Annotated in this window: 12 protein-coding genes; 1 reads left to right on the top strand and 11 read right to left on the bottom strand. The window is 37.6% G+C overall.

Translation table 11 applies throughout. The annotated features are described in order from the left end of the window. Positions 1-4: 4 nt before the first annotated feature. The 9 genes from R2B77_RS12915 to R2B77_RS12875 form a co-directional block, all read right to left on the bottom strand. On the bottom strand, positions 5-3,193 hold the full coding sequence (locus R2B77_RS12915; protein WP_203248569.1) for a hypothetical protein: 3,189 nt from the start codon (positions 3,191-3,193) through the stop codon (positions 5-7). Between the two features lie 5 nt (positions 3,194-3,198). Continuing rightward, positions 3,199-4,620 (bottom strand): glycosyltransferase family 2 protein, encoded by a 1,422-nt coding sequence (locus R2B77_RS12910; RefSeq protein WP_203248568.1) that lies wholly within the window; start codon positions 4,618-4,620, stop codon positions 3,199-3,201. After that, positions 4,617-5,657 (bottom strand): HEAT repeat domain-containing protein, encoded by a 1,041-nt coding sequence (locus R2B77_RS12905; protein WP_203248567.1) that lies wholly within the window; start codon positions 5,655-5,657, stop codon positions 4,617-4,619. The genes R2B77_RS12910 and R2B77_RS12905 overlap by 4 nt, the downstream gene beginning before the upstream one ends. Next, a complete protein-coding gene (locus tag R2B77_RS12900; protein ID WP_203248566.1) occupies positions 5,657-6,577 on the bottom strand; it encodes a response regulator in 921 nt (306 codons plus the stop codon). The genes R2B77_RS12905 and R2B77_RS12900 overlap by 1 nt, the downstream gene beginning before the upstream one ends. A gap of 233 nt (positions 6,578-6,810) precedes the next feature. Continuing rightward, positions 6,811-8,154 carry a cyclic 2,3-diphosphoglycerate synthase gene (locus R2B77_RS12895; protein ID WP_203248565.1) on the bottom strand — a complete coding sequence of 448 codons (1,344 nt, stop codon included), beginning with the start codon at positions 8,152-8,154 and terminating at the stop codon, positions 6,811-6,813. A gap of 370 nt (positions 8,155-8,524) precedes the next feature. Continuing rightward, complete coding sequence (locus R2B77_RS12890; protein ID WP_203248564.1) at positions 8,525-9,439, bottom strand: GNAT family N-acetyltransferase; 915 nt, start codon at positions 9,437-9,439, stop codon at positions 8,525-8,527. A gap of 30 nt (positions 9,440-9,469) precedes the next feature. Continuing rightward, positions 9,470-11,842, bottom strand: coding sequence for a polyprenyl synthetase family protein (locus tag R2B77_RS12885; RefSeq protein WP_203248563.1), 2,373 nt, complete (start codon positions 11,840-11,842; stop codon positions 9,470-9,472). Between the two features lie 283 nt (positions 11,843-12,125). Beyond that, the gene (locus R2B77_RS12880; protein WP_203248562.1) at positions 12,126-12,521 is read right to left on the bottom strand and encodes a hypothetical protein; all 396 of its coding nucleotides are present in this window, start codon (positions 12,519-12,521) and stop codon (positions 12,126-12,128) included. Between the two features lie 191 nt (positions 12,522-12,712). After that, positions 12,713-13,939 carry an MDR family MFS transporter gene (locus R2B77_RS12875; protein ID WP_203248561.1) on the bottom strand — a complete coding sequence of 409 codons (1,227 nt, stop codon included), beginning with the start codon at positions 13,937-13,939 and terminating at the stop codon, positions 12,713-12,715. Between the two features lie 105 nt (positions 13,940-14,044). Here R2B77_RS12875 and R2B77_RS12870 point away from each other — a divergent pair, with 105 nt between their 5' ends. Continuing rightward, the gene (locus tag R2B77_RS12870) at positions 14,045-15,694 is read left to right on the top strand and encodes an ABC transporter substrate-binding protein (protein ID WP_203248560.1); all 1,650 of its coding nucleotides are present in this window, start codon (positions 14,045-14,047) and stop codon (positions 15,692-15,694) included. A gap of 130 nt (positions 15,695-15,824) precedes the next feature. On the opposite strand, the gene R2B77_RS12865 is transcribed toward R2B77_RS12870, so the two are convergent. Then, positions 15,825-16,193 (bottom strand): hypothetical protein, encoded by a 369-nt coding sequence (locus R2B77_RS12865; protein ID WP_203248559.1) that lies wholly within the window; start codon positions 16,191-16,193, stop codon positions 15,825-15,827. A 245-nt stretch (positions 16,194-16,438) separates the two neighbouring features. Beyond that, positions 16,439-16,912: a DinB family protein gene (locus tag R2B77_RS12860; RefSeq protein ID WP_203248558.1), complete on the bottom strand. Its 474-nt coding sequence runs from the start codon at positions 16,910-16,912 to the stop codon at positions 16,439-16,441. Positions 16,913-16,964: the final 52 nt, after the last annotated feature.

Genomic DNA, 16,964 nt, shown 5'->3' with positions numbered 1-16,964 from the left:
TCTATCAATAATTTAAAAATAACTTTTGAAGCATATAATAAGACTGTTTTAAACGCTCTTCAGATTTTGGTAAATCCCAGTTTTCCCAAGTATACCCCTTCAAATCATTTAACACATCGCTCTCTATTGCCGGGACAGAATCCGTTAGTTCATCTTGTTCATTAAAATATAATGCACCAATCTTAATTTCCTCAACGAAAGTACTTGCTTCTGTACCATCTGCATATAAATCTCCCATAAATTCTTTTTGACTTGGGTCCTTTGCGTGAATTAACAGCCATGGAATTCTTAGCTCAATCATTCCATCCTCGTTCATATAATAATCCGCTAAAGAATTATAATCCTCAGATAGCGGATTGCTATTCCCTTCTATCAGCTTACCCGTGTCATATGAACTAAAAGGTAATGTTATATTTTGCTGCGGTAAATAGAGCTCTTTATTTAAAGCATACTGTTCAATTGTAAATTCTCCACTATTAATGGTGGGAACACTCGGTTTCGGTTTAAGTAAATCTAGTGTATGCCCATATTGGTTTGTGAAAAAATCATAGTAACGATCCACAAATAAGCTGGATTCATTGTTCTTTAGACTAATGATAAATTCCATCCCGTTAGTAAAGCTAATATCCGTTGTGCCATTTATCATTTTGTTTCCTTGGTTCGGAACAATATCTAATAGAAATATCGGATAGCCCTTACTAGCAACGTCATGATCGAGCCTTATATACAAGTATCTCTCATCATGATCTACATATAATGAATGCAAATCCCCCTCTTTTTTATCATAAAGGGCATCTGTTTCCCAGTCTTCCTTATTTCCATCGACATTTATTTTCAGTCGATCAAAACTTAATAAACCAAACTGTTGCTCATTCGTTTGTGCATTTGACCAAAAAGGGCGCCTATCTGGATTATCGTAATCTACCGTGTTCCATGTCCGTTTGAACCATTCATCTTGCCATGTAAACACAAGTCCCCCAAGTAATTTTTCAGCCATGATATCTTCAAATAAGCGGGTAATAATTTCACCTTGCTCTGTTTCGGAGTGAAATCCTTGATTCCAACCAAAGGGATTCTCATGCGTCAATCCTCGGGATGCAGGAACTCCAAATTCCGCTATTAAAACTGGAAGCCGGTGCGCTTCATGCAATTCATTTAAATAGGCCGCATAGCTATTAAATTCGCCTCTATGATCTACATAGGTTTGGTATGACTCTTCAAAGTTCAAGAAATCCGGATAGTAGGGATACACATGGTAAGATGCAAATTGATTGGTTAAGTCCATTTCTTCTTTTGCATAGATCACATTCGGGTCAACCCCTACTAAGTCTTCATCTTCTGATGGCTCGGCCGGATGTTCTAAAATATCTGTCGTAATCCAATTTGTAAAACTCATAGGTCTAATCCAGTTATAATTGTCTTTTTCGTACTTTACTGTAAGATCCATTTGTTCGGCAAGCCAGTATTCAAAGGCTGTTGCTCCTTTTGTTTCGAAATATTCGCCTTCATATTCTCCAATCGTTCGATAGGTTTCATTCGTATTTAACACCATTTGTGGATACCACTCAATTCCAAGAATCCACCCTATTACATACTCGGATATATCTGCACGATAAACACCAGATGCATGCCCTGCCTCAGCTTCTACAATTTTATTCCCGTGAATGACATCGATCAATGTTTTGATTTCATCTTGGAAGTCTTGTAAATTGCCTTCCTCAAAAGCATCTAATGATTCCGCTAGCTTTTCTTCATTTATCCAAACGCCATGAAAAACATATATTTTTTCATCATGTTTTTCGTTATATCGTTTTAATGCGTTATAAAACCCGGGTGGATGAAGTGTGTAGACTCGAATAGCATTTGCATTCATTTCCCCAATTTGTTCAAGCCATCGGTAATATTCATCCTCTGTAATCCCGGCCTCCCCGGGAAATACTCCAGGTTTTGCCATACCTATATTGACGCCCTTTATCGTCATTGGGGTCCACTCGTCATCCTTTAAAATCTCAAAAGAATCATTTTGTACTCTAGCATTATAATGTAGTTCATTTGTTTTCTCGAAAGAGGTAGCTACATCCTCATTGTTGGTGAAGTCCTCTAGGATTTTTTTCATCATTGGAACATATACCGACCAATAAAAAGTATCTTCCGAAAATGTTTGACCGATTTTATACAAATGCTGTAGTCCTTTTAATTGATAAAATGTTGGCACCTTTGCGATGTCATTAAAATCCCCTGCAAAGTAATAACTCGGAGAGGTACGATGTTCATTTTCTAAAACGGCAGCAAATTGGATAGGTACTTCATTCTCATTCAGCAAATGAATGCCATGTTCAGTAAGATCCCATTTATAGTTTGCGAGTACTTTTGTATCGTTTTCAGGTGTGACAATATCAAACCAATATTGGTAATCTGGACTCTTTGTAAGACCAAATTTCTTTTCTCCTTCTTCTGTAAATGCAATATGTATGCCTTCGTCCTTAAAATGTTTCTTTTTCTCCAAAACGATCACTTCAGAAGTATCATCATTTACCAAGACAAATCCTACTCCGCTATATTTCCAAGTATCTTGAAATTCATCCAAAATCCATTGTGGAATTTCACTATTTTTGTCTGGATCTAATTCATCAAAATAGCGGCCTACCCAACCTGACCACTCAAGCCCTAAATAGTCCGAAACACCTTCTCGTACCCCTTGATTTGTCGGAGAAGCAAATGTATTATATTCAGCAACTAATAAACTCTTTTTTTCCTCGTTCAATCTATCAATAATCGCACTCCACTCTGCTTCTTCAAGACCTCCATAAATTTTACTAGACCGTGATCCTTCTCTGTCTTTTTTAATCCATGGTAAGTCCTCATTGTAGACCCCATACGTATCTGCCAAATAAATTACATCAAAATCGGAATAATTTGTCGGGAGATGTTTGATTTCATAGCTTTCTTTTTTTTCATCTGGCACAAATCCAAAATAATCTGTAGAGCTATCGTATTCCTCATCCTTACTATTCACATACTTCAAATTGTTTAAAACCCATGTAATGCCCAAATGCTCCCGATACGTGTCATTCGGAACTGTTTTATCGATAATTGCTATATTCAACCTTTTTTCAGGTTCTAAAAACCATAAAATAATGGGGAGGGCAATAACAGAACAGATACATATGAAAATCAAATAAAACCGTTTCATTCCACTTATCCTTTCTTAGAAAGTCCCTGTCGATTCATTTGACCCCATTCTTGTCTTCCCAATAAAAACCTTACAAATCCTTCGGTTCTCCAAATTAATGTTAAAGGTTTATACCAAAACACTTCTGACAAGGATAATATCAACAAGCGAAAGAGATCTTTACTTTTAGGGTATGTCTTCATACTCCATGCCTCTAGTAATATAGATGCGACCGAAAATACTGCACCATATAAAATAAAAAGTAATAATAATAATATTGCCATTTCATAATAGATTTGTCCTAAGAAAAACGAGAAGATAATATATACATACCCACCTAATTCAATAAGAGGTCCTAGACATTCAATCAACCAAAAGTATGGAAAAGATACCACACCAATTCCGCCATACCGTGGATTAAATGTTATTTTTTTATGCTTCCATAGACTTTCTATTAACCCCTGATGCCATCTTCTTCTCTGGTTTCGTAAAACCGATAAACTTTGGGGAGCCTCTGTCCAACATACAGGATCAGAAACAAATTCTATTCTTTTTTTCAGATTTTTCTCTTTCAGCATTCGATGCAGTTTGACAACTAACTCCATATCCTCACCAATTGTATGTGTCGAATATCCCCCGACTTCAATAACCCAGTTCTTCGAAAACACACTAAATGCACCGGAAATAATAAGGACTAAATTGAATTTACTTAAAGCGATTCTCCCCATTAGAAAAGCTCGTAAATATTCTACAACTTGCATGACAACTAAAAAGTTCGGCGATAAATCCGTCTTAAATACCGACCCTAACTGAACATCATGTCCGTTCGCAATTCGAATATTTCCTCCGGAGGCAATCACATCTTCATTTGATAAAATAATTGGTTTCATTACTCGAAGAAGTGACTTTTCTTCTAAAATCGAATCCCCGTCAATTGAACAAAAATATGGGTATTTAGAAATGTTAATACCGGTATTTAATGCATCTGCCTTCCCACCATTTTCTTTTTCTACTAGGATTAAATTCGGATGAATTTCAGACTGATAAATACTCAGGACAGCCTTGGTTGCTATTTGCTCACGCACTATTTTTTGAATAGGCTTCATTTGAAAATGGCTAATGACAGCCTGTTGTGTACCATCTGTAGAGCCATCATTCACTACGAGTATTTCAGTTTCTGGATAACGCAAGCTAAGCAACGAGTGAATATTGTTCACAATACCCAGTTCTTCATTATAAGCCGGCACGATAATCGAAACAGGTTTCGAATAGATAGCATCAATATAATCTTCTTCAATATCTTCTTTATTCAACTTGTATTGTTTTCTCAATTGAGTAAAAGCAAAAAATAGCATGATTGCATAGACAAGAATTGCAACGACCATATACACAATGATCATGCCACCAAAAAACTGCATCAGTATATTAAAAATAAATGACCAGGTCATTTGCTACCGCCTTCCCACAAAACTTCATTTGCCATATCAATTGCAAACTGATCACTGGCTGTTTCAATAAAACTTTGCAAAATTTCTGCACCTTGCTTGTCCTTACCAATTGTTTTTGCTGCCTGAGATCGTACCCACCAAGAATCATCCTTCAGTAGCGCTTCTAAATAAGGTAAGGAATAGGAGATTGGTAAATTCCCCAATAACCTCGCATGCATTAAGCGCTCCTCCCAAATAGGAGAAACGTTAAAATGGACATACTTTTCCGGTTCAATTATGACCCCTAGTTCATAAATCGCCTTCAATGATCGAATCCGAATTTCATCATTGCTATGCCCCAATCGGGACTCCAAAAAGGATAGATTATCCATATTTCTTTTTATGCCTAAAATATCGATAATAACATATTGGCAAGTATCCGATAATTCTTCCATTCGATTCATTAAATCATTCAAAATATCTTCATCCACACTAATTAATAGTTTCTTATATTCATACTCAGAAAATAGCACCGGTAAATTTAACAACTTATTCACAAATTGCTCTTCCTTGAATACTGCATATATTTTTAGCAGTTGAAAATATTCTTCATGGGATAATTTTTTCTCGTCCATTTTCTCACAAACTTCTAGAAGACTATCCATACGAAAATCAATAATTCGCTCCATTGCATTAATACGTTCACTCCATTTTCTGCTTCTTAAAAGTCCTGAAAAATGCTGCTTTAAGTATTGATTTGAAAATAGCTCGATTTTCTTTAGGATAGCAGGGGTAAACAAATTATTTAAATAGGATAAGAATAGTTCTTCAACTGCTTGAATTTCAAATTTATTCGTTGGAATTAGTGATGCATGAAATTTTTCCGCATCCCTAAAATAGCGATACCAAAGCATCTGCTTTTCACGAATGTACACTTCCTTTTTTCGTACCCCTGAAACCTCTCTTGTACGTTCAAAAATCAAATAACAAGTAAAGAAGATTAATATAAAAACTAGCACGATAATCAGTAGAAGTAATAATTTTATTATTAGCCCCATTATGACCATAGCCTTTCAAATGTTCGTTTTATTTGCGCTTCGAATAATCGTAAGTTAAATGGTTTAATTAAGTATTCATCTACCCCTTTTTCATATGCGTAAAGCATATCCACTTCAGATTTTCTTTTCGTCATCATAAAGATAATAAACTTCTTTTTATTTGGTAATTTACGTAATGCATGTAAAACTTCCAAGCCATTTTTTCTAGGTAAAATATCATTCATGATTACTATATGCGTATGTCCAGAGTGAAAAAAGCTCGATTCAAGAAATTCATAGCCATCTTTAAATACGTTGATTTCTAAATTAAAATGCTCAATGGCTAGCTCTTGGAGTGAAGCTTTTAGTACGTTAGAAAATATCTCATTTTCCTCCAAGATGCTTACTTTTACTGTTTCTATATCTTTTTGCTTAAAGTCATCTATATATTCAATATTCCAAGCCTCTCGCTTTAAAGTATAGGTAAGGCTAGATTTCCCAACTTTCATCAGCTGTTCATACTCTACGTTGCCATTTCCGATTTCCGCTACGCTTGCCACCATAGCATTATCGGATGTAATCAATAAGGGGACCTCCAGATTTTTTATATCTGAAAACAATCGTTCTAGAAACGCAATTGTTTCTTCTTCTCCACTTTGAGAAAGCAGAACACACCACTCAAATGGCTTTGATAATTTGAATAGTAAATCCGTCTGTCTAATTTTAGTTGCCAGGAATAAGCTTATCTCATCTTCCAATTGTTTCATATTCTCATTATTAAATCCTTCAACATTTTGGACAGATAAAAAAGTTGCCGTCATCGTCGATCTGGAACGCACAACTGTTGCTTTTAATACATTGAAAAATTGCTTCATATGCGTCTCACTGAGTTGATTTTGGCCCATTAATAAATTATCTGACTGCCTTCCCAACGCGTTCATAGTGATTTTCCACCAATCTTTAAATTATTTCTTCTTTCTATTATAAACTGACCATTATTACATGCAATAGACAAGAGAAAAGGACACCTTTTACGATTACGAAGGACATTCCATTCTTGTCATTGCAAAATCACCATTTTTTTCATTATAAAGGTTACCTCTTACAAAGTGCTTAATAAGTAAAAAAAGCACAGCGATTCATTAGAGAATCGCTGTGCCTTCGTATCAGACATTTACTGTACAAGTTTATATTCTTGAATAAAAACTTTTAAAATTCCACTTAAATTCGGGCTACCTACTTCATCTAAATCATAGTGTACACGTGTACTAGGTTTATTAATAGAGATAATACGCGTTAAATCCATTGGTGTTCCAATGATTACTACATCACAGTCAGCATTATTAATTGTTTCTTCAAGATCTTTTAATTGCTGTTCGCCATACCCCATCGCTGGAAGGACATTTTGGATATGTTGATATTTATTAAACGTTTCGATTAATGAACCTACTGCAAATGGACGTGCATCAATGATTTCCTTCGCGCCTAAACGTTCAGCGGCAACTATACCCGCGCCAATTTTCATCTCTCCGTGTGTCAACGTTGGACCATCTTCAACGACTAATACACGTTTACCAACAATAATTTCTGGATTATCTACCGTAATCTTTGACTCCGCTTTAATAATTGTACTAGCAGGACTAGCAAATTGAATATTATTTTCTACGATTTGAATAGCCTCTGCTGTTGCACTATCAATTTTATTAATAATTGCAACGTCGGCTGTTCGTAAACTCACTTCACCAGGATAGTACTTCAATTCATGACCTGGGCGATGTGGATCCAAAACAGTAACAGCTAAATCGGGTTTGATGAAAGAGAAATCATTATTTCCTCCATCCCATAGAATCACGTCGCAACCGTCTGGATCATTTTCCGCTGCCTCCAAAATAGCTGCATAATCCACACCCGCATAGATGATATTGCCACGGGCAACATGTGGCTCGTACTCTTCCATCTCTTCGATTGTACAATTATGCTTCTTCAAATCCTCCACTGTTGCAAAGCGCTGAACACGTTGTGCATTTAAATCGCCATAAGGCATCGGGTGTCTAATTGCAATGACTTTTAAGTCATGCTCTAGTAACGTTTCGATAATTTTTCTTGACGTTTGACTTTTACCAGTTCCAGTTCGCACAGCACAAACCGAAATAACCGGTTTATTACTCTTTAACTGCGTACCTTTTGGTCCAAGTAGTGTGAAGTTAGCCCCCGCTGCATTGACAATCGCGCCAATACCCATGACATCTTCGTAGCTAATATCACTATAAGCAAATACACATTCATCCACTTGTAACTCTTCAATCAACTTCGGTAATTGATCTTGTGAATAAATTGGAATGCCTTCAGGGTATAACTCACCAGCTAATTCCGTTGGATATTTACGGCCATCTATATCAGGTATTTGTGTTGCCGTGAAAGCAACAACATTATACGCTTCGTTATTACGATAAACTGTATTAAAGTTGTGGAAATCTCTTCCCGCAGCGCCAATAATAATAATATTTTTTTTCGTCATAGCATTCTCTCCTTTAGTTGCAATTTCATTCATAATTATAACCTATCATGTATTTTAATACAATATTTTTTTCGTATGTGCTGGATAATAAGTTCAACATAAGAGAACGAACGAAAATCCTTTTTTAAACAATACAAAAAGAAACGATGGATAGCCTAGATTCCACCGCTTCTTTATACATCAGCTTAAAATTCGATTGTTAGTTCGGGAGTCAAATCTTCAAAATAAGCGCCCGATCGTTTACCGCTGGTAAGGGTCTTGCCTTTGTCGGCAATTCTGAAGCGACTTGCGGACTTACTTTTGGAGTACCCAGTGTCACTCAAACTTTCATAATTAAATGAGTGGACTAAATAATCACCTTTATGACCACTTATTTTGTGAAAATCGATGTGTTTAAATCGTATTTATAACATGTAACCGCCTCGACCTGCCTAAAGCCTTCTTGAATATACAATACCTTTGCTCTCTCATTATCGGCATTCACACAGAGTATGGTCCTGTCATAGGATTTCTCCTTCGCAAAACGTAATGAGGCCCTTAGCAGACTCCTTCCTAAGCCTTTTCCTTGATACTCCGGTATAATAGCAATTGGGCCAATATCCATGATTGCTGAATTTTCATATTCATCATCGGAACCTCTGATGACCCCGACCGGCCAATCTCTATGGTAGAGAATCATCGCTCCACCCTCTATGTGGTTTTCATCCGCCATCATCTTCCGCACCATTTCCGGAGTAATAGGCGTTTCACTTCCTTGCAACTTTGCAAAGCCTGCATTGCGAACCTCACACCAAATCTCTTCATCTCTTCCAGATTTGAATGGCCTAATTTCATAATCCCGTGGTAAATCTGACTCGGGCACCTCTATATCCTCCCTGGCAAGCACGAAAGAATACCTCTCCACAGTAAACTCCAATCCTTCAATGAGCTCCATTAATTTAGTATTGACGCTCGGAACAAACAAGAAGACCTTATCTAGACCGTCAGTATGCTTTAAAACAGCTTGCATCATCATGGAATAGCATTCCAGATTCCCGATTTCCGAATGAAATATCCGAAAGCGCGCCTTCCTTCCTCGTTTACTATAATCATCGATTATGAGCGAGACCGCTCCCATTAGATCCCCTTGCTGATTAGTAACAATATACGTCGGATTTTCGTCATTCAGCTCGAAGTCCCGCAAATCTTCATCATACAAATAGGAATCATCCAGTTCCATCCTATGCTTCTTGCAGTACTTTAAAAAGTCATCGATCTGACCATTTTTCAAAGCTTCGATTCTCACTTTTTTCGCTCCTTTTTAGGGATATCTATCTCAATGATCCCGATTCACAATATAATTCAATAAATGCTTCAAAAAAGTGATATTACGCGGGATTTCTTGCAATACTTCCATTGCATAACAATAATGTTCCCACATCGCCTTTTGGGCACCTGTAACGCCTAGGACTGAAACAAATGTCGTGTTGTTGTTTTCAGCATCCTTGCCAATCGGTTTTCCGAGTACAGTCAGATCTCCTTCAACATCAAGTAGGTCATCCTTGATCTGAAACGCAATGCCAGCATGTCGGGCAAAAGTTTTTAAAGCTTCCATTTCTGACTCCTTTGCATCGGCGAGAATTGCCGGCATGATAAGGGATGCTTCAAATGCTATTCCCGTTTTATAGAAGCACATCACATTTAATTGTTCCAGTGTCAATTGTTTCCCTTTGGAATCTAAGTCCATCGCCTGTCCCCTGCACATGTCTCCCGTTATTTTGGACGAATATTGAATCAGGCTCAGCACCGTTTTCGGATCGAATTGGTCAAGAGATGCTTGTTCCTCAATTGCTTTTTGGGTTAGGTAAAGTCCAGTCAATTCTGCCATGGCAATGTCATACACCTGGTGCAAGGTTGGACGCCCCCTACGGGTAGACGCATCATCCTGGGACGGCAGATCATCAAAGATAAGGGATGCCGTATGCATATATTCCAATGATTTCAGAAGTGGCACGATTGCCGACTTATTTAAGCCATATTCGTTAACGCCCATGACCCAAGTCATAATTGGCCTCAACCTCTTGCCATCACCTTCCAAACTATAATTTGCAGCATCAATGATTGGCTCTTGCATCAAGGAGACATTCCCTATTGTCGGGATATTTAACAAGCTGTTAATCTGATTGCGCACGGATTCAATCGTCTCTAAAAAATCTTCCTGCTCCTTCCGTTCATTTTTCAGATTAGTAACCATATGATCCCGAAGGAGTTTATCAAAGAAATCTACATCATCTGCTTTTCGAACCATCCTTTGAACGACATCGTCGAATTTCGGATTTTCAGTAGCAAATAGTCTCATCACTTCGTTGTATTGTTTCGTTCCCATTCTTTTTTTAAATCGTTTCAACCCATTTATGGCACGATCAAGAATTACCTCACAGGTCTTGCTGTCAGAGTGATACACATTATGGATCAAATTAGAAATGACCGTCCAGTATAACTCGAAAGGATTGATAAGATCCAATCGCTGTTCATGATACTTTATATAGTACGTATAGGGGGTTACTCTGCCTTCATCCATGTCATCGAACATATCGGCAAAATCATCCGCTAGCTGGTTGTAAATACCATATAAAAATGTTCGGTTATCGAAGCCCTCATCCTCAGGAGCACTAATAACTGATCGGCTAATCAATCGTGAATAAGAAGATTTTAAAATGACAGGGATATACAGCTCTTCATTGGAGTAATTGGCATTCGATAGATCCTTCGTGCGATCCACTTCCTGTGCATAAAAAAACACATAGGATTGCTCGAAAAACTTTCTTCTTGTTTCTGGTCGCTGATTGGCCTTCATATACTCAAAGGCATCTCGGAGCTCTGAATGAATATAGCGGATTAGACCCGCATTTTCTCCAGTCCACTCACCCAATTCTGGAACAGCTCCTGTGATAAGTGTCGTACGAATTAATTCGGCAAAGCGTTTTTTCTCTTTTTCGGTTAAAACATTGGCATCTAGAAGATCGTCAATGAATGGGTAGGTCAGGCCATAGCAATACCCTAGCCTAATCGCTTCATCCAGTTTCTGAGTACGTTCCTCAGGAGTACTGTCAGCAGCCATCTCTTCATTCACATGCATGATAACCCCAGCCATAATTTTGATAAGCTTTCGCTTAGCTTCCGCAGCATCCATCCCTTTCGGAATATTGGAGGATACCGTCTTTAATTTATCCATCACCCAGATCATTGCGGGCTCAACGCTTTCCTTCTGGGCCTGCCGGTACAACCAAGCCATACTAAACGTCTCCGTTTTGTCTCCAGCGGAATGAGTCAGGTGATTTTTCAAACTCTCCACTTCATGCCGAACCCTGATCTGTGTGTCAGGCGAGTTCAATGCTTTACCCAAATCGCGCATGTAAATATAGGAAATACTCCGGTCCAGGTAATTATCTAGTTTGCCTGTGTAATCCAACCATTGTATATAATTGTGATACCCTTTAGAATCAGAATCTCTTTTTCCACGAGAAAATAAGGATAATAAGGAGATAGGCTGAATATGGTTCTGCTTCCAAGACTGTATATCTTTTATCAAGACAGGCGCATACGTTCTTTGCGCGAGCTGTTCAGAAAGTGATGCAAAGTAATAGGCAGCCTTCTGCTCAGCTAGCTGATAACATGCGTCGGCATTTTTTTGTAACTTCTCATTCATACGCATCAATACCTCTACTTAAAATTTCTTATATATACATATGTCCTATCATTCAAGACCATGTTCATATACTAAGCACTTTCTCGAGCTTTTAAATACTATTTTTATACTAACATCTTTATCACTCGATTTCCCTTTTCGAAATGTTATTTGCAATGACAGGCAGCACTTCATTCAGTTTTCTTGAAATAATATGTTGTTTGAAGTTAATCATTAGTATCTGAATAGAGTAAAAAAGTTCCTACCAATACGGATGATTGGCAGGAACTACTTTTTTAACTATTCAGGCACCATGTTTCATTTTAAAGATTTCCCGATCATGCTCGCCCAATTTTTTATCAAAATATTCTAGATCCTCTTTCATAGCCAGCTGGTCAAAACAGGCAATTGTCTCTGCATGATACTCACTCAACTTAGCAGTTTGCTCATAGAGTATTTGCTGCCTAGCATCAATTGCAGATACTTTATCTTTTACTTCAGCTAAATCTACTCCTATTGAACCAACACGATTTTCTAGGTTATCCAAACGGGTTTCTACTTTCTCCAAACGTATTTCTATATTATCCAAGCGAATTTCCACTTTTTCCATACGTTGATTTAAATGTTGTAGCTCTTGCTTCACAGGTTGTAATTCTTCTCTAATAACCGAACGCAAAACATCTAAGATATTCTCTGTCATTCGAGCACATCCCTTTTAATTTTATTAGCATAGGATTGGGGTCAAGTGTTGGGGTAATGATTGCATAGTTAAGAATACGGAGTAATTAAATTATAGCATGGTTATGTGTTTCGGTCGATGACAATTAATAGGACACTCGTATGTATTTTGGGCCACCCTTTTTATGTAGAAGGATGGCCCAAAATTGTGAATTACACTTTAACTGATTTCCTCCAAAACAAACCCGTATACAACAGGAAAATACCGATCATCAAAATAATTCCGATATAAACGGACATCATCGTAGGGATTAGATAAGCGCCTATGATAATGGTTGAACGAGCGATTAAGTCTGCTCCACTAAATGAAATGTTCGAAAAGGCCGAATAAGAACCTCGTTTATCTACTGGAATCATATTTGCTTGCTCTGCATTACGTACAGGTGAATAGATGAGTTCACCAAGCGCAGCAATCAAATTAAACAGCAGCAATATATACCAAATATTTGCTGACATGACCGTAACATAACCGATACTATATATAATAAGACCTAACAGCAATACTTTTCTCTTATTAAAACGATCTGTAAACTTATTAATCATGAACGTAAAGCAGACAACGAGCAGCATGTTTTCGATATTAAGAATACTTAACATGCGTACACCTGCCACTTCAAATCCGCCAATATATATTGATTCAAATGATTCCGCCAGACGAACCCCAATATAGCTATTTAAAGAAAATTCCGCTGCAAAGATAAACATGGAGCCAAGTACAACTTTGACAAATGGACTATCTTGAAAAGCAATTTTATAGCTTTGGATGACATCCAACAACACATTCTGATGCTGCTTTTCAAACCGAATCGTTTGTTCATCAATGAGCCAGATTTTATAAGCAATCGGTAAGCTGATCGAAGTAATTGTTAGGAATGCGAACAACTCGATTTGGTGATGTACATACAACAGGCCACCAAGCGCAGCCCCAATCGCCAACGACAAATTCACAAGCCAATAATCAAGCGCATAAACAGCTTTCCGATTATCTGGTGTGGTCGAATCCATAATAAGAGCATTCATCGCTGGTCGCCCAAGATTACTCGTCACAATATAAAGTACGTAAGCAATTGCAAATAACCAAATAATATTATCTTTAGGATATAAGCTTATTGTCATAACCAAAAACATGCACGCACTTGCTAATGAAGTGAGGACCAATACTCTTTTACGTGGAAAGCGATCAGAAATATAGCCACCAATCAAATTAATAAAAAAACTAACGACGACTGTAAATAATAAAAAGATACCCGCCCAAACTTTGCTTATTTCCTGCGCAAAAAATAAGGCCATAAACGGCATGACTGCCGATGAGACAGCACGATTTAAGAAAGATGTGACTAAGCGAACTTTAAGATTTTGTGGATAGTCTTTCCAAGTCATGTTGCAACCCCCTCTGTCTTTTGTAGAATCAATGTTAAACTAGACGTACAAAAGAAAAAATGGACAATATAAATATATATGTCCACTTTTCAAAAGGAGTGTATGATGGATACATACTTATTAACTTTATGGAAATCGGTTCCATCTGGTAATATCAAACAAAAAGAACTAGCAGAAGTGCTTCATTTAAGTGCTAAACAAACGACACGTTATATACAAAAATGGTCTACAGAAGGATGGCTGACGTTTACTTCAGGACTTGGTAGGGGCAATGTATCTACGCTTCTGTGGCTAAAAAATGTAGAAGCTATTTTTGAAGAGCAAGTTACGAGGATAATTATTGAAGAACCCGTTGAACTCAGTAGCAAATATTTAGAATTAGATTGGTCGCTCGATAGTAAACAGCGTTTACTAAATACATTTCGTTCGAAATTTGGCTATCTTCAAACTTCCAATGATAAGCTTGTGATTCCAAAAAGGTTCCCATTTCTAACGATGCATCCTCTACAAGCTGCCGATGTAAGTAGTGCGAATATAGTTGCAAATATCTTTAATCGACTCGTTACTGTCGATGAGCAAAGTACTGTCCTACCTGAACTTGCACATAGCTGGGATGTCACTATATCCAAACTTCGATTGTATATAAAAAAAGATATCCGATTCCATGATGGATCTATATTGACTGCCGAAGATATCGTCGTTTGTTTGAATAAGCTACGCAATCACCCACAGTTTCAAGAGTTGTGGGCACCTATACACCATATCGATGCTCCCGCTCCATTAGTCATCGATATTTATTACCCAGATGGCTGTAGCTATTGTTTACATATGCTTGGAACAATGAATGCGAGTATTTATAAAGAAAGTAAGGATGAACTGCTGGGAACAGGTTGCTTTTATGTTCAAGATAACCTTGATTCGAAAACAACTTTAGCCGCTTTTAAAGATTATTTTGGTGAAAGACCTTTAGTAGACCTTGTAGAATTTGTGCAAGTCCCTGAAGACTTCGAAATCGCGTATCGATCAACAACACAAATAGAAGACCAGCCCACATTTCAGGTGGAAGGTGATTCTGGCTTCGGCGTCGTCATTATGAATTCATTTCGTAATTCAGCAATTCGGCGCAAGGAAATTCGTGACTATGTCCATTATGTCATTGCAAAACATCGTCATACTATTAGCCAAGCTGACTCCCGTCTGCTGCCTAACCACGAAGGTTTCCTAATTGGGCAAAGTCAAACTTACACAATCCCAGAAGTGAAACGTCCAGAGTTTTCCACACCACTTGTTTTGAAAATAGTAAATTATATACAAGAAACAACGATGTGGCTAAAAGAAATATTAGAAAAAGAGGGCGTCCCTATTGAATTAAAACAAATTTCCTTTACCGATAATCTTTATGATGATGCCCGTAACCAATCGTTCGACCTTTTTATTCATGGTGAAATATTCGAGATGAATCAAAACTTCTCATTTTTCCAGCTTCTTAAAAATGGGTACTCACCATTAGCAGCGATCTTTAAAAATGAACCCACACTAAACAGCTATCTAGCTGACTATGCGCATACCCCCTTCGAGGATTGGACAGCCTTAAATCTGAAGGTAGAAAAAGTACTGCTTGAAAACTCTGTCATGATTCCGTTATATTACGCTAAACGTCAAATTCCATTCTCCGCCGATTTGATGAACATCAATATAAAGCATTTTGGTTATATTGATTTTTCTAAGGTATGGGTTAGACCGAATATTGAGTGAAAAAAGTACCTAATTCTAGAACAACTCCAATGAAGCCGTTTTAGAAATAGAAAAGTAGCAATCACTTCTAAGAATAGATGTGATTGCTACTTTTTGTATCCGTGGCGTATTTCAACTACTTCCAACTCATTCACCTAACCCATTTCAACTGTGCTTCATGATCTGATGTCTTGATCGTTAGCAAGTCAATCAATTTTCGTTGATGTAATAAAATTTCTTCAAATCGAATATCATTTTCTTTTAATTCATGGATATCGATTTTCATATCATCCACCGTTTCTTTCACGGCAGCAAGTTCTTGACGTGATTCCAACACAGCTTGTTTAATCAATGGGATATCTGCAACATCCGCTTTCGTCGCTAGCTTCGATAGGTCTTCTTTGGTTGCCATATTCGCCATGTCTTCTTTGGTCGCCATATTCGCAATGTCTTCTTTGGTTGCCATTTGTTTACGCATTTCGTTTAATTCGTTTTTTATTTCTTGTAAAACTACATCCACTCTTTTTCCTCCCTTCTTTTAAATTCAAGTATTTCCTTCAGTATAACATGGTTCCTTACAAAAAATAAACAACACTTGTTCCTATAAATATTATAATCCATGCTTTTAAAAAATACAAGAAAAGATCGATTGAATGAGCGCCTAGCGCCATGATCTAGATCTAGAAAAGCCGATTCTCTACTTATGAAAGAGAATCGGCTTCTTCTTATTATTGCGAAGATAGAACAAATTGTTTGTACTGTTTCTTATCCTTGCATTTCCTTTGTGGGTCCCATTATCGGCGGTACTGTTAAACCCGCTTGACGCAGAAGAACCGTCATTTGCCCGCGGTGGTGTGTTTGGTGATTGATAAGTCCGCGTAATAGCTTTCCGCGTTTCGTTTCCCCTGTAAAACTCTTAACCTCTTCCAGCAAGTCTTCGTCGGTAAGCTTCGTTGCTTCTTCCTTAATCGCATGAGCGATTGCTTCATACGCCTGGGAAATTTCCTGAACGCTTGTTGGTTGTAGATCATTTCGTCCGGGTCCTTGCACTTTTAATCCAGCAAACTGTCCATAAGCGCCTGCTGCTCCAACTAAATGCCAAGCTAACCAGCCAAGCGTGCTATGATCTTCCACAATGGATTGATCAAGCTTTTCATCGATCATTGCCTTAATTACATTGGTGGTTCCCTCATACGAAACAGTCCAGTCTTCTAAGAAATCCTCTACTTTACGATACATATCCGTCCACCCCTTGATTTAATTTTAGTTCCAAACAAATTGTAATGATTGC

The organism is Sporosarcina beigongshangi (genome assembly GCF_033485195.1).
In the GTDB taxonomy this organism is placed as follows: Bacteria; Bacillota; Bacilli; order Bacillales_A; family Planococcaceae; genus Sporosarcina; species Sporosarcina beigongshangi.
The sequence above is the reverse complement of the archived record's forward strand: the minus strand, read 5'-3'. Positions and strand labels throughout refer to the sequence as shown.